Origin of the sequence: Rhodococcus sp. ZPP (assembly GCF_017656075.1) — a bacterium.
Classification (GTDB): Bacteria; Actinomycetota; Actinomycetes; order Mycobacteriales; family Mycobacteriaceae; genus Rhodococcus_F; species Rhodococcus_F oxybenzonivorans.
Window position 1 is genome coordinate 1,854,455 of the sequence record NZ_CP058638.1, and the last position, 20,986, is coordinate 1,875,440.

Annotated in this window: 14 protein-coding genes; 4 read left to right on the top strand and 10 right to left on the bottom strand. The window is 67.6% G+C overall.

Annotated elements, in window-relative coordinates:
- From HYG77_RS08780 to HYG77_RS40640, 7 genes are all read right to left on the bottom strand, one after another.
- Entirely contained in the window at window positions 1-9,141 is a 9,141-nt protein-coding gene (locus tag HYG77_RS08780) for a non-ribosomal peptide synthetase (RefSeq protein WP_244373551.1), read from the bottom strand.
- Window positions 9,142-9,307: 166 nt separating this feature from the next.
- On the bottom strand, window positions 9,308-10,888 hold the full coding sequence (locus HYG77_RS08785) for an amino acid adenylation domain-containing protein (protein ID WP_208962430.1): 1,581 nt from the start codon (window positions 10,886-10,888) through the stop codon (window positions 9,308-9,310).
- On the bottom strand, window positions 10,885-11,919 hold the full coding sequence (locus HYG77_RS08790) for an HAD-IIIC family phosphatase (protein ID WP_109327595.1): 1,035 nt from the start codon (window positions 11,917-11,919) through the stop codon (window positions 10,885-10,887). Before HYG77_RS08790 ends, HYG77_RS08785 begins: the two co-directional genes overlap by 4 nt.
- 5 nt (window positions 11,920-11,924) lie before the next feature.
- Window positions 11,925-12,929, bottom strand: a complete 1,005-nt coding sequence (locus tag HYG77_RS08795) for a 3-oxoacyl-ACP synthase (RefSeq protein ID WP_208962431.1) — start codon at window positions 12,927-12,929, stop codon at window positions 11,925-11,927.
- The gene (locus HYG77_RS08800) at window positions 12,926-14,023 is read right to left on the bottom strand and encodes an acyl-CoA dehydrogenase family protein (RefSeq protein ID WP_208962432.1); all 1,098 of its coding nucleotides are present in this window, start codon (window positions 14,021-14,023) and stop codon (window positions 12,926-12,928) included. The genes HYG77_RS08795 and HYG77_RS08800 overlap by 4 nt, the downstream gene beginning before the upstream one ends.
- Window positions 14,020-14,319 carry a phosphopantetheine-binding protein gene (locus tag HYG77_RS08805; RefSeq protein ID WP_109327589.1) on the bottom strand — a complete coding sequence of 100 codons (300 nt, stop codon included), beginning with the start codon at window positions 14,317-14,319 and terminating at the stop codon, window positions 14,020-14,022. Before HYG77_RS08805 ends, HYG77_RS08800 begins: the two co-directional genes overlap by 4 nt.
- Before the next feature lie 44 nt (window positions 14,320-14,363).
- Window positions 14,364-14,498 (bottom strand): hypothetical protein, encoded by a 135-nt coding sequence (locus tag HYG77_RS40640; RefSeq protein WP_280123300.1) that lies wholly within the window; start codon window positions 14,496-14,498, stop codon window positions 14,364-14,366.
- Window positions 14,499-14,671: 173 nt separating this feature from the next.
- Here HYG77_RS40640 and HYG77_RS08810 point away from each other — a divergent pair, with 173 nt between their 5' ends.
- The gene (locus HYG77_RS08810) at window positions 14,672-15,439 is read left to right on the top strand and encodes a sulfite exporter TauE/SafE family protein (RefSeq protein ID WP_159920023.1); all 768 of its coding nucleotides are present in this window, start codon (window positions 14,672-14,674) and stop codon (window positions 15,437-15,439) included.
- A gap of 79 nt (window positions 15,440-15,518) precedes the next feature.
- Window positions 15,519-16,298, top strand: coding sequence for an HAD-IIA family hydrolase (locus HYG77_RS08815; RefSeq protein ID WP_109327585.1), 780 nt, complete (start codon window positions 15,519-15,521; stop codon window positions 16,296-16,298).
- A 24-nt stretch (window positions 16,299-16,322) separates the two neighbouring features.
- Here HYG77_RS08815 and HYG77_RS08820 read toward each other — a convergent pair whose 3' ends face one another.
- The 3 genes from HYG77_RS08820 to HYG77_RS08830 form a co-directional block, all read right to left on the bottom strand.
- Window positions 16,323-17,546 carry an O-succinylhomoserine sulfhydrylase gene (locus HYG77_RS08820; RefSeq protein ID WP_109327583.1) on the bottom strand — a complete coding sequence of 408 codons (1,224 nt, stop codon included), beginning with the start codon at window positions 17,544-17,546 and terminating at the stop codon, window positions 16,323-16,325.
- The gene (locus HYG77_RS08825) at window positions 17,543-17,962 is read right to left on the bottom strand and encodes a rhodanese-like domain-containing protein (RefSeq protein ID WP_109334910.1); all 420 of its coding nucleotides are present in this window, start codon (window positions 17,960-17,962) and stop codon (window positions 17,543-17,545) included. Before HYG77_RS08825 ends, HYG77_RS08820 begins: the two co-directional genes overlap by 4 nt.
- A 67-nt stretch (window positions 17,963-18,029) precedes the next feature.
- Entirely contained in the window at window positions 18,030-18,476 is a 447-nt protein-coding gene (locus HYG77_RS08830; protein WP_208962433.1) for a hypothetical protein, read from the bottom strand.
- A gap of 257 nt (window positions 18,477-18,733) precedes the next feature.
- Here HYG77_RS08830 and HYG77_RS08835 point away from each other — a divergent pair, with 257 nt between their 5' ends.
- Together HYG77_RS08835 and HYG77_RS08840 are read left to right on the top strand one after the other, a co-directional pair.
- Complete coding sequence (locus HYG77_RS08835) at window positions 18,734-20,125, top strand: FAD-dependent oxidoreductase (RefSeq protein WP_109327579.1); 1,392 nt, start codon at window positions 18,734-18,736, stop codon at window positions 20,123-20,125.
- Window positions 20,126-20,217: 92 nt separating this feature from the next.
- Window positions 20,218-20,973 (top strand): amidohydrolase family protein, encoded by a 756-nt coding sequence (locus HYG77_RS08840; protein WP_109327577.1) that lies wholly within the window; start codon window positions 20,218-20,220, stop codon window positions 20,971-20,973.
- Window positions 20,974-20,986: the final 13 nt, after the last annotated feature.

The following is a 20,986-nucleotide window of genomic DNA, read 5'->3' on the forward strand; positions in this document are numbered from 1 at the left end:
TCAGAATTCGTAGGTAGCGGGCGCGCGGACCTGCGTTGCCTCGGCAGAGTGCGAGATCACCTCGGCCTGCGCGGCGACCGTGACGACGTCGAAAAGCCGGCCCACCCGGAGAGCGCCCGGCCACCGGTCCTCGAACCGCCGCGCAAGTTCCACGACACGGACAGAGTTGCCGCCGACGTCGAAGAACCCGTCCTCGCGCGAGAAGTCGTCATGCCCTAGCACGGCCGCCCACTCCTCGGCGACGGCGCGTTGCACCTCGGTCCACCGTTGTCGTGACGTGCGGTCGGGTGCCTGCGCCTCCGGAATCAGTGCACGCAGTGCATCCTCGTCGACCTTGCCGTCGGGGGTGCGCGGCACCGCACCGAGCGCGAAGAACTGCGCGGGCACGAGTCGGGATTCGAGTCGCTGGGCACCGAATGCGCTCAGATCCTCGGGCATCGGCAGGACGGCCGCAGTTGCCGCCGGAACCCAGAACAGCGTGATACCCGCCGCCGTCGTCAGCGCGACCGCCTCGCGGATTGCGGGGTGAGTCATCATGATGTCCGGAATCGAGTGAAGCGGGGAGCCGTCGACGCCGACGAGGCGTCCCGACCGTGTCCACCGAGCGAGCCGGCCGGTGCAGACCATGCGGGATCCGGGGGCACCGAACGGATTGGCGACGACAGTGGTGGCCGCCGCCCGCGGTGACAGGTCGTCCGCCGCGGACTCGGCCACGTATACCGCTCCCGTCGCCCCCTCGGGCACCAGATTCAGCCGGGAATCGAGAACGAAAGTGCCTGCGGCCAAGCTGTGTTCGCGGAGCTGCCGCCGGTCGGCGGGAGCGAGGAGATCGATCTCGTCGACGGCGATATTCGGCTCCGCGACTGCGGCCGAGAGGATTCTGGTGAATCGGTCGGCGAGGGTGTGGATGGTCTGCTCGTCGAAGAGGTCGGTGGCGTAGGTGAAGGCAGCGGTCATCCCGGTCGGCGACCCGGACTCGTCGTGGCGCTCACGAAGGGTCAGTTGCAGGTCGAACAGGGACACCGTGACTTCGGGTTCGAGCACCTCGACATCGAGGTGTGGGAGCGCAAGCGCGGGGTACTCGGTGTTCCGGAATTCGAGCAGCACCTGGAACAGCGGCGAATGCGACTGCGAGCGCGGCGGATTCAATGCCTCCACCACTCTCTCGAACGGCACATCGGCGTGGGTGTATGCAGCGAGGTCGGTGTCGCGGACCCGCCCCAGGAGATCGGCGAACGTTCCCGAGACCTCGGTCCGGAGGACGAGGGTGTTGACGAACATCCCGACGACGTCGTCGAGGTCCGCCTCTCCGCGTCCGGCGACGGGCGATCCGATCACGATGTCGCGGGTGCCCCCCGACCTGGACAGAAGTAGCGCGAACGCCGCGTGCACCACCATGAAAACGGTGCAGTGCCGCGACCGTGCAAGCGCTACGACATCCCTGTGCATGTCCTCGTCGATGGTGAACGTCCACCGGTCGCCGGCACCGGATCGATGCGGCGGCCGTTCCCGATCCGCAGGTAGCTCGGTTACCACCGGCGCATCGGCGAGGACGGCTCGCCAGTAGACCAGTTGCCGGGACATCAGGGAGTCGGCGTCGTCCTCCGAACCCAGCAGTTGCCGCTGCCACACGGTGTAGTCGGCGTACTGGACCGGCAGCGGGTCCCACCCCGGCGCGCGGCCCGCGGCTCGGGCGGTGTACGCCGTGAGAACATCCCGCGCCAACGGGACCATCGAGAATCCGTCCGCAGCAATGTGGTGCACCACGACGACGAGCAGGTGGTCGCGCTCGCTGTACTCGAACAGTCGCGCTCGCATCGGGACTTCGGCGGCCACGTCGAACCCTGTCGACACCAACTCCGACAGGGGTGCCTCTCCCGTGGTCACCACCGTGAGCCCCGCGACGTCGTGCGCGTCGGTGATCACCTGGATGGGCCCCGCGACCCCGTGGGGATACCGCGTGCGCAGCGTCTCGTGCCGGACCACCACATCCGAGAGTGCGGCGGCGAGCGCGTCCACGTCGAGTGTTCCCGAGAGCCGCACCATCATCGCGATGTTGTAGGCGGGCGAGGAGGTGTCGATTTGGTTGAGTAGCCACATCCGGTGTTGCGCCCACGACAGCGGGAGCGGGTCCGGCCGTTGCACCGCCGTCAATCTGGGCCGGTCGTCAGCGCCTCTGCCCTCGATCCGCGCAGCCAGGGCCCGCACTGTGGGGGCCTCGAACACGTCGCGCACCCCGATGCTCGCGCCCAGTGCGGCGTTGATCCGCGCGACGACCTGTGTGGCTGTCAGGGAGTTGCCACCCGACGCGAAGAAGTCGTCGTCGGCGCCCACGGCACCGCTTCGAAGCACTTCCGCGAAGATGCCGGCAACCATCGACTCGAACGGCGTGGTGGGCGCCCGGAATACACGCGGTGCGAGCTCGGGATCCGGGAGTGCCCGCCTGTCGACCTTTCCGTTGGGGCCGAGCGGCATTCGATCCAGGACGGTCACCGTGGCCGGCACCATGAATGGCGCAAGGACGGATCCGGCGAAGAGCAGGACTTCTGCGCTGTCGAGATCCGCATGCTCGTTCGCCGTGACGTAGCCGGCGAGCACAGCCTGGCCGGCCGGGGTGCGGCGAACCGTGACCACCGCCTGCGCCACCCCGGGGCAGCGGGTGAGCACCGCCTCGACTTCTCCCGGCTCCACCCGCTGTCCACGCAACTTCACCTGAAAGTCGTTGCGGCCCAAGTACTCGAGTAGTCCCTCGGGTGTCCACCGCATGAGGTCGCCGGTGCGGTACATTCGCGAGCCCGCGCGGTCGAACGGGTTGGCCACGAACGACGCGGCGGTCGAACCGGGCTTCCGGTGATAACCGCGGGCCAACCCGTCCCCCAGCATGTACAGCTCACCGACCACTCCGACGGGAACCGGGCGCAGCCACCCGTCGAGGAGGAGTTCGCGGATACCGCGGATCGGGCGCCCGATCCGCACGGGGTCGCCGGGCGCCATCGGGGCCCCGATGTTGGACACCACCGTCGTCTCCGTGGGCCCGTAGGCGACGAGCAGGGTGCGCCCGGATGCCCAGCGGTCGAGCAACTCCGGTGGACAGCGTTCCCCGCCGACGACAAGGGTGCGGAGGAGGTGGAGGCCGCGCGGATCGACCGTGGCGAGCACGGCGGGGGTCACGAAGGCATGCGTGATGCGCTCGGAGGCGAGCAGATCCGTCAGCGCGTCGCCGCCGTACACGTGGGGTGCCGCGATCACCAGTCGGGCGCCCGCACCGAAGGCCATGAGGTACTCCAACATCGACGCATCGAATCCGGGCGCCGCAAGATTGAGAACCCGGGAGGCGGCGGTCGTGGCATACCGGATGTGCTGCTCGACGGTGAGATTCTGCAGCCCCGTGTGGGTGATCACCACACCTTTCGGCGTTCCGGTCGACCCGGACGTGTACATCAGATAGGCGGGATGTTCCGGTCGCAGCGCGGCGACCCGGTCGCCGTCCGTGATGGGATGGGACCGCCACCGCCGCGACGGACCCGGGTAGTCGAGGTGTAGCCACTCCACACCGTCGGGCATCCGGTCGCGCTGTTCGGCGACCGTCAAACCGACGACCGCGCCGGAATCGGCGAGGATGTCGGCGATCCTCGCCTGCGGCAGACTCGGATCGACCGGTACGAAGGATGCCCCCGACTTCGCCACCGCCCACACCGACACCACCAACTCCACCGACCGGACGAGGCCGATCGCCACCTGGTCTTCCGGGCCGATTCCGCGATCGATCAGCACCCAGGCCAGCCGGTTCGACCAGTCGTCGAGTTCGCGATACGACATCACCGCGTTGCCGTAGGACAACGCGATGGCATGCGGATCGCGTTGCGCCGCGGCAGAGAGAATGTCCGGCAGCAACCGGGGCGCTTCGGCAGGGTGTCCGCCGACCGGAACCAGTGCCCCCCGCTCGTCGGGCGTGAGCACATCGATGCGCGCCAGTGGAACGTCGGGCGATGCCACGATCGTGTCGAGCAGACGCACGAACCGTTCGGCGAACGCGTGTACGGTCCCAGCGTCGAAGATATCCGTGGCGTAGGTGAAGCCACCACTCATTCCCGCCGGGGAGCGGTCCTCGGCGAACTGTTCGATCAACGTCAGTTGCAGGTCGAAGGTCGACACGGACACGCCGAGATCGACCTCTTCCACCGTGAGACCCGGCAGGGCCGGCGTCGGCCGTTCGACGTCCTGGAACTCGAACAACACTTGGAACAACGGCGCGTGTGACGTGGTACGCGGGAGGTCGAGCGCCTCCACCACCCGCTCGAAGGGCGCGTCGGCGTGCGCGAACGCCTCCAGATCACGGTCCCGGACGGTGTGGAGCAGGTCCGCGAAGGAGGCGGAGCCGGGAACCGGGGTCCGCAGCGCGAGAGTGTTGACGAACATCCCGACCAGGTCGTCGAGGACTGTTTCGCTGCGACCGGCGACCGGCGACCCGATCACCACGTCACTCGTGCCGGTCAGGTTCCCGAGTAGTACTGCGAACACCGCGTGCGACACCATGAACACTGTCACCTCGTGTTCTCGCGCGAGGTCCCGCAGCCGCTCGTGCAGGCGTGCGTCGACGGTGAACGACACGCCCGCCCCGGCGAGTGACCGCACTTCCGGACGAGGACGATCGAGCGGTAGATCCGCCACGATCGGCGCATCGGCGAGCGTGGAACGCCAGTATGCGAGTTGCCGGGACATCATGGAGTCGGGGTCGTCCTCCGATCCGAGCAGCGCCCGCTGCCACCTGCTGTAGTCGCCGTAATGCACGGGCAGCGGTTCCCACCGCGGCGCGTGGCCGGCCACCCGAGCCGCGTAGGCGGCTGTCACATCCCGGGCGAGTGGGCCCAGGGACAGCGCGTCCGCCGCGATGTGGTGCATTACGAGAGCGAAGACGTGCTCGCTCGGCCCGACTTCGAACAGTTCCGCCCGCAAGGGCACCTGCGTCGTGAGATCGAAGCCTGTCGCCAAGGCCGACGAGATTCGTTGGCGCAGTTCGCTTTCTCCTGTCACCGCCACCGCGCGGAGGCCCGGCATGGCGTCCCTCACCGGGAGTACCGACTGCACGGGGGTGTCTCCGGCCAGCGGGAACACGGTCCGCAGAATCTCGTGACGGTCCACCACATCGGTCAATGCGGCCTCCAGCGCGGCGGCGTCGAGAGGCCCGCGCAATCGGAAGGCCGCTGCAATGTTGTAGGCGGGCGACGTCGTGTCGAACTGGTCGAGAAACCACATCCGCGTTTGCGCGAGGGACACCGGCACCGGTGAGGAGCGATCCGTCGGGACCAGCGGTGGCCGCGTCGTCGTCGCAGCCCTACCCACGCGAGTCGCCAGCAACCGGATCGTCGGGGCCTCGAAGAGGTCGCGCACGCCCACACCCGCGCCGAGTTCGGTCTGGATTCGGGCCGCGGCCCTGGCGGCGACCAGCGAGTTGCCGCCCAGTCCGAAGAAGTCGTCGTCGATACCGACGGACGGCACGTTCAGCAACTCCGCGAAGACAGCCGCCAGCACCTCCTCGACGGCAGAGCCGGGTGCGACGAAGTCGGCACGGGCCTGCACTACCGGAGACGGGAGCGCCGCCCGGTCGATCTTGCCGTTGACGGTGAGCGGCAGCTGGTTGAGAACGGTCACCGACCCGGGAACCATGTACGAGGGAAGAGCGGATTCCGCTGCCTCGAGGACGGCCCCCGGGTCGATGAGCGCCCCCGGTTCGGGTACCACGTAGGCGGCAAGGGCCGGGCCGGTCACCTCGTTCCGGTGCAGCGTCACCACCGCCCGCGCCACCCCGTCGCAGCGGCCCAGCACCGATTCCACCTCGCCGAGCTCCACGCGGAATCCGCGGATCTCGACCTGCTGGTCATCGCGCCCCAGGTACTCGAGATGTCCGTCCCGGCGCCACCGCACCACGTCACCGGTCCGGTACATGCTCGACCCGGACGTGTCCGCGACGAAACGGGATGCCGTGAGCCCGGCGCGGCCCAGATAGCCGCGCGCCACCTGCGGTCCCGAAACGTACAGTTCGCCGGCCACGCCCACCGGCACAGGATGGAGTCGCGGGTCGAGCACCGATACGCGGAAACCCGGAATGGCCCGCCCGATCACACTCGTCCATGCGGCGGCTGCGAACTCCGGGTCGAGGGGAAGGTGACTGACGTGCACCGTCGTCTCCGTGATGCCGTACATGTTGACGAGTACGGGCGCGTTGTCGTCGTGCCGCGAGTACCAGCGTGCGAGCTGCCCGAGGTCGAGCGCTTCACCGCCGAGCACGACGTATCGCAGCGGGAGTGGTCCGGCGCCTTCATTCGTGGCTTCCGCATCGATCAGCTGGGCGAACGCCGTGGGCGTCTGGCTCAGCACCGTCACCCGTTCGCGGCGCAGCACTTCGAGGAACTGTGCCGGCGAACGGGTGGTGTCGAAGTCGGCGACCACGAGCGTCGCCCCGTGGAGCAGAGCGCCCCACAGCTCCCAGACGGAGAAGTCGAACGCCGGTGAGTGGAACATCGTCCAGACGTCGGTGCCGTCGAACCGGAACAGCTGCTCGGCGCTCGCGAAGAGGGCCACCACGTTGCCATGCGACACTGCCACGCCCTTCGGCCTGCCCGTCGATCCCGACGTGTAGACCACGTACGCCAGCGAATCCGGGTTGATCGGCGCCCGCTCGGCGTCCGTCACCGGCAGCGCTGAAACGGTATCGAGCTCGGCTTCCTCCGAATCGAGCAGGAAGACAGGGATATTCGACGGCGCCAGTGCCGCTGCGGTGTCCTGCGTGGCGAGAAGACACACTGGTCGGGCGTCGTCGAGCACGAGCGCCGACCGCTCACCGGGGTGATCGACGTCGATCGGGAGATACGCCGCACCGGCCTTGACGACGGCGACCAGCGCGACCACCAGCGCGGCCGACCGCGGTGCCGCGACCGCGACCAGGGATTGCGGACCCACCCCCCTCGACAGAAGCTGCCGGGCAAGGCGATTGGACCGGGCGTCCAACCGGCCGTACGAGAGCCGTTCGTCGCCCGCCACGACCGCGGTGGCATCAGGTGTGCCCGCCGCCCGCACTGCGAACAGCTCGGTCAACGTCCGACGTGGGGGCGACGTGGGGAGCGTCGACCACTCGAGGAGAAGCGTGTACTCGGCCGGCGCGAGCAGATCGATGTCGCCGACCGGGACGGACGGGTCATCGAGGGCGGCCTCCGCGAGTCGGAGCAGCCGATGACCGAAGCCCGAGACTGTATCGGCGTCGAACAGGTCTGCGGCATAGGTGAATCGGACCTGATCATGACGCTCGTCCACGGTCACCAGCAGGTCGAGATCGCCGAGGTCCCGGCCTCGGTCTCGGTAGTCGAGCAGCACTTGGAACAGTGGCGCATGTGATCGGGACCGCGGCGGGTCGAGCGCGTCCACGATCTGCTCCCATGACACGCCGCGGTGAGCGGCCGCCTCTCGTGCCGAGTTCCGCACCCTCTCGACCAACTCGGTGAACGGTTCGCTGCCGCGCACCCGGGTCCGCGACACCTGCACCTCCGTGCCCACCGCGGTTCCGACGACCACGTCCGCGGTACGCGCTACCCGCGACAGCAGCAGAGCGAGTGCAGCGTGGACCACCGTGAACACGTCGGTGCGGTACTCGGCCGCGAACGTCGTCAGCCCATGCCGCAGAGCTGCGCCGATCGCCACCTCCACGGCGGCGCTGCGCCCGGACGGCCGGGGTGGCCGGGGCCGGTCGGCAGGCAGCTCGATCAGCGGCGGCGCGTCCGCCAGCGTCCGTGTCCAGAAATCCAATCTGGCGGTGTCGTGGTGGACGGTGCTGATCGCGGCGTCCGCGTCCGCCCGGAGGAACTCGTCGAGCAGTTCCACGAACCGGCAGTGGTGGGCACCGACCTCCTCGGCGTCGTACCGGTTCGGATTCGCCAGGAAGTGGACAAAGGTCTTCACCGGCGCACCGCTCTGGTACACGTCGACGAGCAGATCTTCCACCGGCCCGGACGTGACGATGTGGTACTCGCCCACGAGGGTGCCGAGCCTCAGCTCTTGATGGAAGAGCATCACGTTGACCATCGGCCCGGACAGCGTGTCGGCGGCGCCCGCCCCTGCGTCGCGGCGAATGTCCCCGAGCCCGAAACGCTGGTGTCGCAGGGCACCCAGGAGGTCGAGCCGGACTCGTTCGACCAACTCGCCCACCGTGTCTTCGGTGCGGATCTCCACCGGCAGCGGCACGATACCGGCCACCATGCCGCCCGAACGTCGCAGAACCGCTGTCGTTCGCGCCGACACCGGGATAGTGACCAGCACGTTCCGGCGTCCCGTCATGCGTGCGAGGTAGCAGGCGAACCCGGCGATGATTGTCGCCGTGCCGTGCTGCCCGGCCTCGCGCAGCGCACGCTCGGCCGCCTCGGGCAGCGGTCCCGCGATGTCGGTGCTGTCGGCCACCGCGGGTGCGGCCTTGCGAGCCAGGCTCGGTGCAGGACCGAGTCCGGCGATTCGCTCGGCCCAGAACTGGCGGTCCGCGGCGAAGCGGCTCGACGATCGGTACTGCTCATCAATGTCGAGGAGGTACCGGGGATCGACAGCCTCATTCGGTGGCGGCTCCCGGTCCGCAATCGCGGCACTGTATCGGGCCGCGATCCGGTTGAGCATCGTCATTGCGCCGTAGCCGTCCAGCGCCACGTGATGAATCTTGCTGTACCACAGGTAGTGCTCGTCGCCGACCCGCAGAATCGAGGATTCGACGAGGCGGTCGTGGGTCAGGTCGATCGGCGTGGCGAAGTCCGCCCGCATCCACCGGCGAGCCGCGTCTTCCGGGTCGACCTCTCCGCGGAAGTCGACCAGCCCGATGGATCGGTCCGTCGAAGGGTCGACCAGCTGGAACGGGCGGCCCTCGATTTCGATCAGACGCAGGAACGGCGACCCGAACTCGTCGGCGGCGGCCACCGTGGCAGACCTGAGGAGATCGACGTCCAGGTTTCCGTGCAACTCCACATACTGCGCGATACACAACGGCACGTCCGGTGCGAGCTGCTGCGCCAACCAGGCCTCGTACTGCGCGGCGGACAGTGGAAACGGTGAGGCTGGTGAAGCGGGTAAACGGGCGGGAGTGTCGGCGACACAGGCGGGTTCGCCCACCGACCCCCTCGCTGCTCGTCGCTCCATCGCAATCGCATCCCAGCCAAGGCCCCCATCGCCTTCGCATCCGGGAGCAATCAACCACGGTGACGGACTACCTGCCCTCACCCTGACCACGCAACGAAATCCCCGAGAAGATCGAGACTGCCTCCAATCCAGCACACTGTCAACCGCCGCCACCGCCGTTCATCTCGGACTTTTCCAGCAATGTCCGCAGCGCCGCTTCGTCGACCTTGCTGCTCGCCGCTAGGGGAAGGGCGCCGAGCGCCATGAAATGGGCGGGCACCGCCTGCGCGACCAGACGCTCGGCGCAATGCGCGATCAGGTCGCGGGTGGTGGGCAGGAGGGTCGCCGCCTGGGCGGGAACCCAGAACGCGGTGAGGGCGGTGTCGCCGTACTCGTCCACGGTCGCGAGCACCACCGCCTGACGGATCGCCGGGTGACTCTCGAGCACCGACTCCACCGCGTGCCGCTCCACCCTCGCTCCCCGCACCTTCACCTGACCGTCGACCCGTCCGCAGAACTCGATGTCGCCGCGGACATCGACGCGTGCGAGGTCACCCGCGTGGTACATCCGGGCACCGGGATCGGTGGCGAACGGGTCGGCCACGAAGCGGGCTGCGGTGCCCGCGGGGCGATGGGCGTATCCCGCCGCGATCTGGGGACCACCGAGGTAAAGATCCCCCACCGTTCCCGGCGGCACGGGAACCAGCTTCGCGTCGAGGATGTGCGCCGTCGTCGCACCCAGCGGCCTGCCGATCGGGGCGATCGACGCGGGCAGCTCACGCACCCGGTGCGCAACGCAGCTGACGGTGGTCTCGGTGGGCCCGTACTCGTTGCCCAGCGGCACGCCCGGCAGCACGGCGCGGTGCCGTTCGACGAGCGTCGCGGGAAGCGCCTCGCCGGCCAGGGTCACCCACTGCAGGTGCGAGCGGAGCGGAGCGAGGTGCGGCAGCAGCAGGCGGTAGAACGACGGTGTCGCGGCCAGGTGGGTTGCCCGCCACTTCCCTGCGAGCGCTGCGACGGCCTCGGCATTGCGCATACCGCCCGCATCGGGGAGCACGCTGGTGCCGCCGGTGCAGAGCGCCCAGATCGTCTTCAGGAGGGCGCCGTCCCACGTCAGACGAAACGCGGAGAAGGTGACTAGATCGGACTCCTCGTAGTCGTAGTTCCGCCCCGCGACCATGCTCGCCAGATTGGCGCGGGTGACCACGACGGCTTTGGGAACTCCGGTCGTTCCCGAGGTGGTGATCACATAGGCGGGAGCGCCTGCGGGGACGCGTTCGGGAAGGCCGATCGCACGTGACCGCGGCGGTGATTCCCGGTGCCGGTCGATCAATGCAGGCACGCCGGCACCGGCTTCACCGGCGAGGGCACCGACACCCTCCGTGGAGGTGGCCGGATCCGAGGAATCGAACACGATGGCCCCGTAGTCGACGTCCGACAGCAGGGCGCGTAGTTGCATCGCCGGGTGGCCAGGTTCTATGACGCACCAGGCGGCGCCCGCCCGCAGGGCGGCGATCATCGCCACCATCGTGTCGGTGCTCTGCTTCCGATAGATCAGAACCACCAGGCCCGGCCGCACGCCGGTCGACACCAGCTCGGCGGCGAGTTCCGCACTCGCCGAATCGAGCTCGGCATAGGTCAGGGCTCGATCCCCCACCGCTATCGCGATCCGCCCGGGAACCCGTGAGCATTGCTCGAGAATCCCCGCGATCACCTCGTCACCCGGACACCAGGCGCTCATGGCACCGCGCTCACGATGCGGACGTGATCGGTGTTCGGTCCACCGTGAGCAATGCCATTGTGCCGCAGCAGTAACCGATCGTGGTCCGTCGCGGCGACCTCGAACCCACCGAAACGCAGGGTCACGAGCATCACGCGGTTGACCTCGGTGGCCACGAATTCCGCACAGGGCTGCTGTCCCCGCGCCCGCGCCCGGTCGACGACATGCTGGATCAGGGCCGCGCCCACTCCGCGGGACATCACTCGGCACGACATCAACAGCAACTGGAGCACCGAGTCGTCTCCACGGAACTCCGACACGGCGAGTCCTATGGTTCCGTATCCACCGAAACGGTCCTCCAGGGCAGCCACGAGCACCTCGTGGCGATCCGAACGGCACAGTCTGCGGAGTTCGTCGATGCCGAAGGTGCGACCGGTGGTGTTGAGTTGATGTGAACGCACGGTGAGTTCGTGTGCCCGCGCCAGGTCCTCGTCCTCTGCCCTGCGCACGGTCATCACCAAGCCCAGCGAGGCGAGGAACTCGGCGCTCGACCCCGCGAACACCTCCTCACTGCTCTGCCGGATCCGCTCGGCGCGGTACAGCGCGCGGCGCCCCGCTGCCTCGGCCGTGATCGACTCCGGAGTCAGCTCGGGCAGATCGGGGAAGGAAGCGATACTCTCGGCCGGATAACACCGCACCGACGGCAACGCCCCGGCGACTTCCGCGCGCTCGACCGGATCGTTGTCGACGAAGGCCACCGTGTCGAGACCGATGTGCAGCGTCTCCGCTATCCGCCGCACTGCACCGGATTTGGGCCCCCATCCGACGTCGACGGCGCAGAACAGTTCCTCGAGGCCATGGGCGCGCAGATGAGCGACAGCGGGTTCGAACTCTCCGCGGCTCGCGATGGCGTGCAGAATGCCGCGGCGGTCGAGCACGTCGAGCGTGCGCAGCACTTCGACCTTCGGCACGGGGACATCCTGCTCGAGCACCACCCCGTCCCAGATGGTGTCGTCGAGGTCCCAGACCACGCACTTGACGGTCTGCTCCATCGCAATTACTTCCCGTTCCCGGTCGGATCCGGCAGTCGCCGCAGGAGTGCGCTACTCCACGCCGCGACAGGACTGCTGTTCATGAGTACGGCATAGTCCCCCGGCCGCTGCGACGCAGCCGCGGCTTTCAGGTTGAGCGCGACGTCGACGGATCCGAGGTGGCCGAACCGGGCCAGGTTCGCGCGGCACACCGGGTCGATGGGCACATCGAGGGCTTCCTGCCAGAACGCGAACGCACCGGCCGAAAGGTTCTGCATCAGGAAGGTCCCCACCCTGTCGTGTTCCACACCGTTGCGTCCGAGAAGCGCAGCATTGATGTCGGTGAAGCGTTTCCGGCTCTCGACGGCCAGCCGGAACGAGTACGTCGGCTCATCCGTGCATTCCTCGGTCCAGTCGGCCTCGCGCACGTCCCGGTAGTCGATTCGGAACAGGTCGGAGTACTTCCCGTCGCTGCGGACGATCTGGTCGACGAGTTCGTATCGCCCGGTCCCCGACGTCGTCAGCAGCACCGCGGCCGCACCGTCCCCGAGCAGTGTCATCGGTGAGCGGTAGCGGGCTCGCGTGGGCGTCTTCGCCGCAGCGACGACCAGAACATTGTGGCAGTGGGGGTCTCCCCGAAGTAGCGCGGACGCCAGTGCGAATCCCGCGGAGATGGAAACGCAGCCCAGGTCACCGACGCCGGTAGTGAAGGCCTGAGTCGCGCCGAGCCGGTGTTGCAGCCGGGTGGCCTCGGAGGCGAGCAGATACTGCGGAACCCTCCCTTGCACGAGCAGGAGGGCATCGAGCTGGGTCGGGTCGATGTCCGCTGCGCGCAGCAACGCGGTGGCGGCGGCGTGAGCCATGTCCGACTCGGACTGACCGATGCCGATCCGAACGGTGTCGATGCCGAGGGACAGGGCGTGCTCGCGCTGCGCCACAGGAAGCTGATCGAGTTCCGGCAGACCCGCCACGGTGACCTCGTCGTCCGGGAACCACAGCGCGATCGAGTGCAGGGCGACGGGGGCAATCATCGAACACCGCCGGCCAGCACGTACTCACCGATCTGCAATTCGGCGACCTCGGTGGCGCCCTCGATGATCTGCATGACCTTCGCGTCCCGGAAGAATCGGCCGACCCTGCTGTCTCCGGCGCATCCGGTGGCGCCGAGGATCTGGACTCCCTGCTGGCTCAGCGTCACGGCTGCGCGCGCAGCGGCGTACTTGGCGGCAACGGTGGTGAAGAGGGCGGTGTGCTCGCGTGCGTCGCGTTCCTGCGCGGCGCGTTCACAGAGGGCGCGCGCACCAGCGACCTCGACCCAACCGCGGCCGATCATCGACCGCACCGCGTCCTGCTCGGACAACACGGCAGTGCCCTGCACCCGGGTCGCGGCATGAGCCACCGCATCGGCGAGGCACGCCCGGGCCATCCCCGCGCACCCCCACGCGATGGTGTACCGGCCGTGATCGAGGGCTGTGCCGGTGACGTGGGACAGACCGAATCCCGGCGGCGCTATGACGTGGGTCGCGGGTATCGACACGTTGTCGAGTTCGATGTGCGCCACCCGTGTACCGCGCATGCCGAGCTGCCCGTGTACCGGTTCCACGGTGACCCCCGGCGAACTCGTTTCGACGAGTGCGGTCGTGAGGCCGCCGGACGTCTGTCCGAGGACCAGGAGTACGTCCGCGACCTGGCCGTAGGTGACCCACAGCTTCCTGCCCGACACCCGGTAATCGGAACCGGCGGGGTCGAAGGTGGTGGCCACGCAGGAGAGTTCGGTTCCGGCACCGGCCTCGGTCGCCGCGAACCCGGCGAGGAGCTCACCGGTGGTCAGCACCGGCAGCCACTCCTCCCGTTGTTCGGCGCTTCCCCATCGGTCGAGCGCGGCATTCACCATTCCCTGCACCGTGAGGAGCGACCGCAGCGACGTGCAGACAGCTCCGAGTCGTTCCGCCACCGAGCCCAGTTCGGCTGCGCTCAGGCCGAGGCCTTTGCAGGCGGGGGCCCGGTCCAGACCCAGGACACCGGCCCGGGCGGCGGCGTCGATCACCTCGGTGGGAAGCCCCGACTCGTCCCATGCGACCGCATCCGTCTCCGCTGCCGCGACGAGAGTGTCGATCCCGATCACGGCGACGCCCCGTCCGTGGCCCGAACCTGCTCGCCCCGCTTCCTTCGGATGAACTCGGCGACACGGGCAGCGGTGCGGAAGTTGTCGAGGTCGAGGTCCTCCACCTCGACCACGACGTCGTGGGAGCCCTCGATGTAGGTGACGATCTCCAGGGCCCGCAGAGAACTCACCAGGCCCAACGTGAAGTAGTCGTCGTCGGGTCCGAGATCCGTCGACGTGATCGAACTGAGGTACTGCCGTAACTGCTCGACCAACCCGTCAGAAGGCTCGGGCACAGAGGCGTGTGCTGTGTCCATGAGCGGGGGATGCCCACTTGGACCAGCGTTCAACCATCGCGGTGTCAGGCAGCGAGTAGTCGGGGTAAGTCCCATTCCCGGCCCGCCGCGTCGTCGTCCGTCGCGCGCGGGCTCATCCACGACCACGACCGCGCGGCCGCATAGGTGCGCACACGGCTGGCCTCGGTGATGCAAAGCACGTAGATTCGCCTGCCACACAGGAAAACCCGAAAACCCACGCAATCGGATCAGGCTGCGTGCAAATGCTGACACCGGCCGCGCCATGAGGTTGGATGGGGTGGGCACCTCTCCACGGCGCGCGTCTCCGGAACCCGGGCGCAGGGTGCCAGGCGTCCCTTGTAACGTCGCCCCGGTGACTCCACTCGAAGCCATTGCGATCCTCGTTGCCGGCATCGGCGCAGGTGCGATCAACGCGGTCGTCGGCAGCGGCACGCTCATCACCTTCCCGACCCTGGTGGCGTTCGGGTTTCCACCCGTGACCGCCACGATGTCGAATGCGGTGGGATTGGTCGCCGGCGGCGTCTCCGGCACCTGGGGTTACCGGCGAGAGCTGGCCGGGCAGGGGTCCCGGCTGCGCTGGCAGATCCCGGCATCACTGTGCGGTGCGATTCTCGGCGCATGGTTGTTGCTGCACCTGCCCGAATCGGTGTTCGAGTTCATCGTCCCTGTGTTGTTGGTCCTCGCGCTCGTGCTGGTGGTGTTGCAGCCGCGGATCCAGGCGTGGGCGAAGGAGCGCGGTAGCCACGAAGCCGGCCTCAGCCGGCCGCGTCTGCTGTTGCTGACGGCCGGCACGTTCGCGGTCGGGGTGTACGGCGGGTACTTCACCGCAGCGCAGGGCATCCTGCTGATGGGTGTAATGGGGGCGATCCTCCCCGAGAGCCTGCAGCGGATGAACGGCGCGAAGAACCTGCTCTCCCTGCTCGTCAACATCGTCGCCGCGCTCGCGTACACGCTCGTCGCCTTCGACCGGATCAGCTGGGCCGCCGCGGGCCTCATCGCGGTCGGTTCGCTCCTCGGCGGAGTGCTCGGGGCCCGCTATGGCCGTCGCCTGTCCCCCGCCGCACTCCGGGTGACCATCGTGGTGGTCGGCCTGATCGGGCTGGGCCGGCTCCTGGCGTAGTCGCGCACGCCGCCTGGTGCTGCCTCATACTGGGTCGGTGAGCACAACAGATGTAGAGAACCCCGGCTGGACGTACCTGATGGACATGGACGGAGTTCTCGTTCACGAAGAACACCTGGTCCCGGGGGCAGACCTCTTCCTGGCCGAGCTCCGCGAAGCCGAAATCCCGTTCATCGTGCTCACCAACAACTCCATCAGGACACCCCGCGACCTCCGCGCCCGGCTTCTCCGCACGGGACTCGACATTCCCGAGGAATCCATCTGGACGTCTGCTTTGGCGACCGCCACGTTCCTGGCGAGCCAGCGGCCGAACGGCAGCGCCTATGTGGTGGGCGAGTCCGGTCTCACCACCGCACTGCACGACATCGGTTACGTCCTCACCGAGAACGATCCCGACTATGTGGTGCTCGGTGAGACCCGCACGTACTCCTTCGAGGCGATCACCACCGCAATCCGCTTGGTGGAGAGAGGTGCTCGCTTCATCGCCACCAACCCCGATCCCACCGGACCGTCCCGGGAGGGATCGTTACCTGCCACCGGATCCGTTGCCGCATTGATCAGCAAGGCCACCGGCCGCGACCCCTACTACGTGGGCAAGCCGAACGCCCTGATGATGCGCTCCGCGCTCCGTGCCATCGGGGCGCACTCCGCGAACACCCTGATGATCGGCGATCGCATGGACACCGACATCGTGTGCGGGCTCGAAGCCGGGCTGCAGACCATTCTGGTGCTGACCGGTATCTCGACGCGCGATTCGGTCGAGCTCTTCCCGTACCGCCCCACGGCAGTCCTCAAGTCCGTGGCCGATCTCGTCGGGCGCACCTCGGATCCGTTCGATCGGGCCGAAACCTCGGTCTGACTTCGGGCCGGGTCCGAGGTGTAGTCAGCTCAGCGCGTGCTCGAGATCGGACAGTAGGTCCTCGGTGTCTTCGAGTCCGACGGAGAGCCGGACGACGCCGTCCGTAATTCCCACTGCCGCACGCCCTTCGGGTCCCATTGCCCGGTGGGTCGTGGTGGCGGGGTGGGTGATGAGCGACTTGGAGTCACCGAGATTGTTCGAAATGTTGACCAGCCGCAGCGCGTCGAGCACTTCGAACGCACGCTTCTTGGCCTCGTTCTCGGCGGCAGCGAGCGCGAAGGTGACCACCGTGCCGCCGCCGCTCATCTGGCGCTTGGCGAGCTCGTGCTGGGGATGGGACTCGAGGTACGGGTACTTGACCCATTCGACCGCGGCATTCGATTCGAGGAACCGCGCGATCTGCAAAGCGGAGCCGACCGAGTGCCGCACGCGGATCGGCATCGTCTCCAGGCCCTTGAGTAGCGTCCAGGCGTTGAACGGACTGAGTGCCGGACCTGTGTGACGCATCAAGTTCTGGACCGGACCGTCGATGTACTCCTGTGATCCGAGGATCGCACCGCCGAGCACGCGCCCCTGACCGTCGATGTGCTTGGTCCCGGAGTAGACGACGACGTCAGCTCCCAGATCGAGGCTGCGTTGCAGCAGCGGTGTAGCAAACACGTTGTCCAGCACGACCTTGGCACCTGCTGCATGCGCCAGCTCCACCACGCGCGGCACGTCCACGAGCGTTTGCATCGGATTGGAAGGCGTCTCGAAGAACACTGCCGTGGTCGGCGTCGAGAGGGCCTCCTCCCACTGGTCGAGGTCTTCGCCGTCGACGAACACCGTCTCGACACCCCAGCGCGGCAGGATCTCGTTGCACACCACGAAGCAGGACCCGAACAGGCTGCGTGCCGCCACCAGGCGGTCGCCGGCCTTCAGCAGGGCACCGAGGGCGGTGAACACCGCCGACATCCCGCTCGCGGTGGCGAAGCACGCTTCCGCACCCTCGATGAGACGGAGCCGCTCCTCGAACATCTTCACGGTCGGGTTGCCGTAACGCGAGTAGACAAAGTGGTCGATATCGCCGGTGAACGACGCCTCGGCCGCTCCCGCGCTCTCGAACACGAAGCCCGAATTCAGGAAGATCGCTTCGGACGTTTCCTCGAAGCCTGATCGGAGGGTTCCGCCGCGCACACTGATCGTGCCCTGACCGATGCCGTCCGGCAGCGCCTTCTGAAACGCGCCGCCCTGGGGAATTGCACTCACCACTGCCTCCACGGCAGGCCCAGCGCCCGCCAGCCGACCGCCCCACGATGACCGTCGGCGTCCAAGGCGCCTTCGAAACCGTCGAGCACGTTGTACGACGGGCCGATGCCCGCCGCTGTCGCGGCCTCCGCCGCACCGATGGAACGCTGACCGGATCGACACAGGAAGATGACGGGTGCGTCTTCGCCCCCGGTGATCCCGGCTTCCTTCAACTGATCCACAAAATTGTCGTTGCGCGCACCGTGGGGATAGCTCACCCACTCGATCAGCACCGGCTGCTTGCCCAGTGAGGACGTATCGGGAACACCGACATATTTCCATTCGGCATCTGTTCGTACGTCGACCAGCACAGCGTCGGGATTGTCGCGAAGCAGCTCCCAGGCATGCTCCGGCGTTATGTCGCCTGCGTAACTCACCATGTCAGCTTTTCACAACCCTCTTTTCGATGCCCTCCCGGGCAAGCGGCCCTCTTCTGGGCACGCATCAATTGCACACGACCCACTTGTCGCCGGAGCGGGTCAGCTGCCAGGTATCCGTCGCCTCACCACGACCGTCCTCGGCCGTGATCCGCACCTCCGCCCGGGCGCGGTCGCCGTTCACCTCGGAGGAGTCGACACCCTGCAGGGTGATCTCCCCTTCGCGCCCTGCGAGCAGTGACCGGTCGTCCGACCAGGTAGAACACACCAACGACTTCTGCAGGTCGGCGTCGTCATGATTGCGGGCCTGGATGTAATCGGCCACCGAGCGGTTGATGCGGTCAGCCTCGGTGACGTTCTCGTCGGCGGGCGAGAGAATACTGCCGACGACGATCGCGACCAGGATGATTACGACGAGGGCGACGGCGGCGATGAACGGTGTGGCAGTGGTACGCCGGGGATCCTCCGGGTCGTCCCCCGCGGCGTTGTGCGGCGATTCGCTCGGATCGGACATGACTTCCCTTCGTTTCGGCGTGGTCAGCAGTGTATAGAGCAGCTGGTACAAATCTGGTTTGTGACCCCCCAAGCGGGAGACGACTACCCACGACATTCGCAAGCCCAGACAATGGGAGCCGCCCAGCTCTCTCGGCGCCACCGAGTGCGGGCCCCGCCGGGCAGGGGCGTGACGCCACACCTCGGCCACCCGATTAGGCTGGGCTTAACTTAAGCTGAAAATCCGTTGTCCGCCCATCAGAAGGTAGTTCGCTCCAGATGACTGATCAGACACGTCCGTTGCGCGTAGCGATCGTCGGTGCCGGCCCCGCCGGTATCTACGCTGCCGATGCACTCATGAAATCTGATGCCGCCTCGGACGGCGGGATCAGCATCGACCTGTTCGAGCGGATGCCGGCACCGTTCGGTCTGATCCGCTACGGCGTCGCCCCCGACCACCCGCGCATCAAGGGCATCATCACCGCCCTGCACAAGGTGCTCGACAAGCCGTCGGTGCGCCTGCTCGGCAACATCGACTACGGCACCGACATCACCCTCGAAGACCTGCACAACTTCTACGACGCGGTGATCTTCTCCACCGGCGCCAACGCCGACCGCGACCTGAACATCCCGGGCATCGACCTCGACGGCAGCTACGGCGCCGCCGACTTCGTCTCCTGGTACGACGGTCACCCCGATGTGCCGCGCACCTGGCCGCTCGACGCGGAGAAGGTCGCCGTCCTCGGCGTCGGCAACGTCGCCCTCGACATCGCCCGTGTCCTCGCGAAGACCGGCGACGAGCTGCTGCCGACCGAAATCCCCGCCAACGTCTACGAGGGGCTCAAGGCCAACAAGGCCGTCGAGGTCCACGTCTTCGGCCGCCGCGGACCGGCGCAGGCCAAGTTCACGCCCCTCGAGCTGCGCGAACTCGATCACTCCCCGACCATCGAGGTCATCGTCGACCCCGAGGACATCGACTACGACGAGGGCTCGGAGCAGGCGCGCCGCAACTCCAAGCAGGTCGACATGGTGGCCAACACCCTGCAGGACTGGGCCATCCGCGACGTCGGTAACCGGCCGCACCGGCTGTACCTGCACTTCTTCGAATCACCCACCGAGGTCCTCGGCGAGGACGGCAAGGTCGTCGGTCTGCGCACCGAGCGCACCCAGCTCGACGGCACCGGCAACGTCAAGGGCACCGGCAAGTTCAACGACTGGGACGTCCAAGCCGTGTACCGCGCGGTGGGCTACCTGTCGCAGAACATCGCGAAGCTGCCGTTCGACGAGCAGGCCGGCACCGTCCCCAACGAGGCCGGACGCGTCATCGCCGACGACTCGGCCGAGGGTGCCGCCCGGTTCATGCCGGCCACCTATGTCACCGGCTGGATCAAGCGCGGCCCCGTCGGCCTGATCGGGCACACCAAGGGCGACGCCAACGAGACCGTGGCAAACCTGCTCGAGGACCGGCCCACCTTCGCCGAACCGGCCAACCCGTCCGAGGACGCGATCATCGAGTACCTCGAGGGCAAGCAGATTCCGTACACCACCTGGCAGGGCTGGTACCGCCTCGACGCGCACGAGCGCAGCCTCGGTGAGCCCGAGGGCCGCGAGCGCATCAAGGTCGTCGAACGCGAAGACATGCTCAAGGCCAGCGAGCCCGACAAGGCCTGATCGTCGAGCATCAGCGAAGGGAGCCCCCCACGGGAGGCTCCCTTCGCACTCCCTCCACGCGTGGTAGACCGGCGACAAGGCAAAATTGAACCGTGTTTGATGCCCACGTGCATATCATCGATCCCCGGTTCCCGGTGTTCGAGAATCACGGCTACCTGCCTGACCCCTTCACCATTGCCGATTACCGTGCACGGACCGAAGGTTTCGGCGTGGACGGTGGCGCCGTGGTCACTGCGTCGTACCAAGGCACCGACCAGAGCTATCTGATTGCCGCGCTGGAAGAACTCGGCCCCAGCTGGGTCGGCGTCACACACCTCGAGCCCGACGCCACCGATGATGACATTCTGCGACTCGACTCTGCCGGCGTGCGGGCAGTCCGGTTCAACCTCCGCCGCAGCGCGACCGATCTGAAGCTCCTCACCAAGCAGGCACTGCGCGCGTACGAACTCGCCGGCTGGCACGCCGAGTTCTACGTCGACGCCACCCTCCTGTTGTCGCTCGAGCCGGTGTTCGCCAAGCTGCCCGCCGTCAGTATCGATCACCTCGGCATGTCGACCCGCGGGCTGCCCTACCTACTGGATCTCGTCGACCGCGGCGCACGCGTGAAAGCAACCGGGTTCGGTAGAACCACCATCGACGACGTGTGTGAAGTCCTCCGCAAAATTCACGCCGTCAACCCCCGGGCACTGATGTTCGGCACCGATCTCCCCGGCAGCCGTTCACGAAGAGTGTTCCAGGACAGCGACATCGACATAGTCGCGGAGGCGGTGGGAGACGATTTCGATGCCGTCATGGGCGACAACGCACGCGAGTGGTACCGCTGCAGCTCCGAACAGGGCCCCTGCTAGAACACGGACCCTG

What these genes read in the sequence shown, in the direction of transcription:
- HYG77_RS08805 (WP_109327589.1), bottom strand. Translation starts at nt 14,319, where the DNA reads ATGGACACAGCACACGCCTCTGTGCCCGAGCCTTCTGACGGGTTGGTC.
- HYG77_RS08795 (WP_208962431.1), bottom strand. Translation starts at nt 12,929, where the DNA reads ATGATTGCCCCCGTCGCCCTGCACTCGATCGCGCTGTGGTTCCCGGAC.
- HYG77_RS08835 (WP_109327579.1), top strand. Translation starts at nt 18,734, where the DNA reads ATGACTGATCAGACACGTCCGTTGCGCGTAGCGATCGTCGGTGCCGGC.
- HYG77_RS08785 (WP_208962430.1), bottom strand. Translation starts at nt 10,888, where the DNA reads ATGAGCGCCTGGTGTCCGGGTGACGAGGTGATCGCGGGGATTCTCGAG.
- HYG77_RS08790 (WP_109327595.1), bottom strand. Translation starts at nt 11,919, where the DNA reads ATGGAGCAGACCGTCAAGTGCGTGGTCTGGGACCTCGACGACACCATC.
- HYG77_RS08815 (WP_109327585.1), top strand. Translation starts at nt 15,519, where the DNA reads ATGGACATGGACGGAGTTCTCGTTCACGAAGAACACCTGGTCCCGGGG.
- HYG77_RS08830 (WP_208962433.1), bottom strand. Translation starts at nt 18,476, where the DNA reads ATGTCCGATCCGAGCGAATCGCCGCACAACGCCGCGGGGGACGACCCG.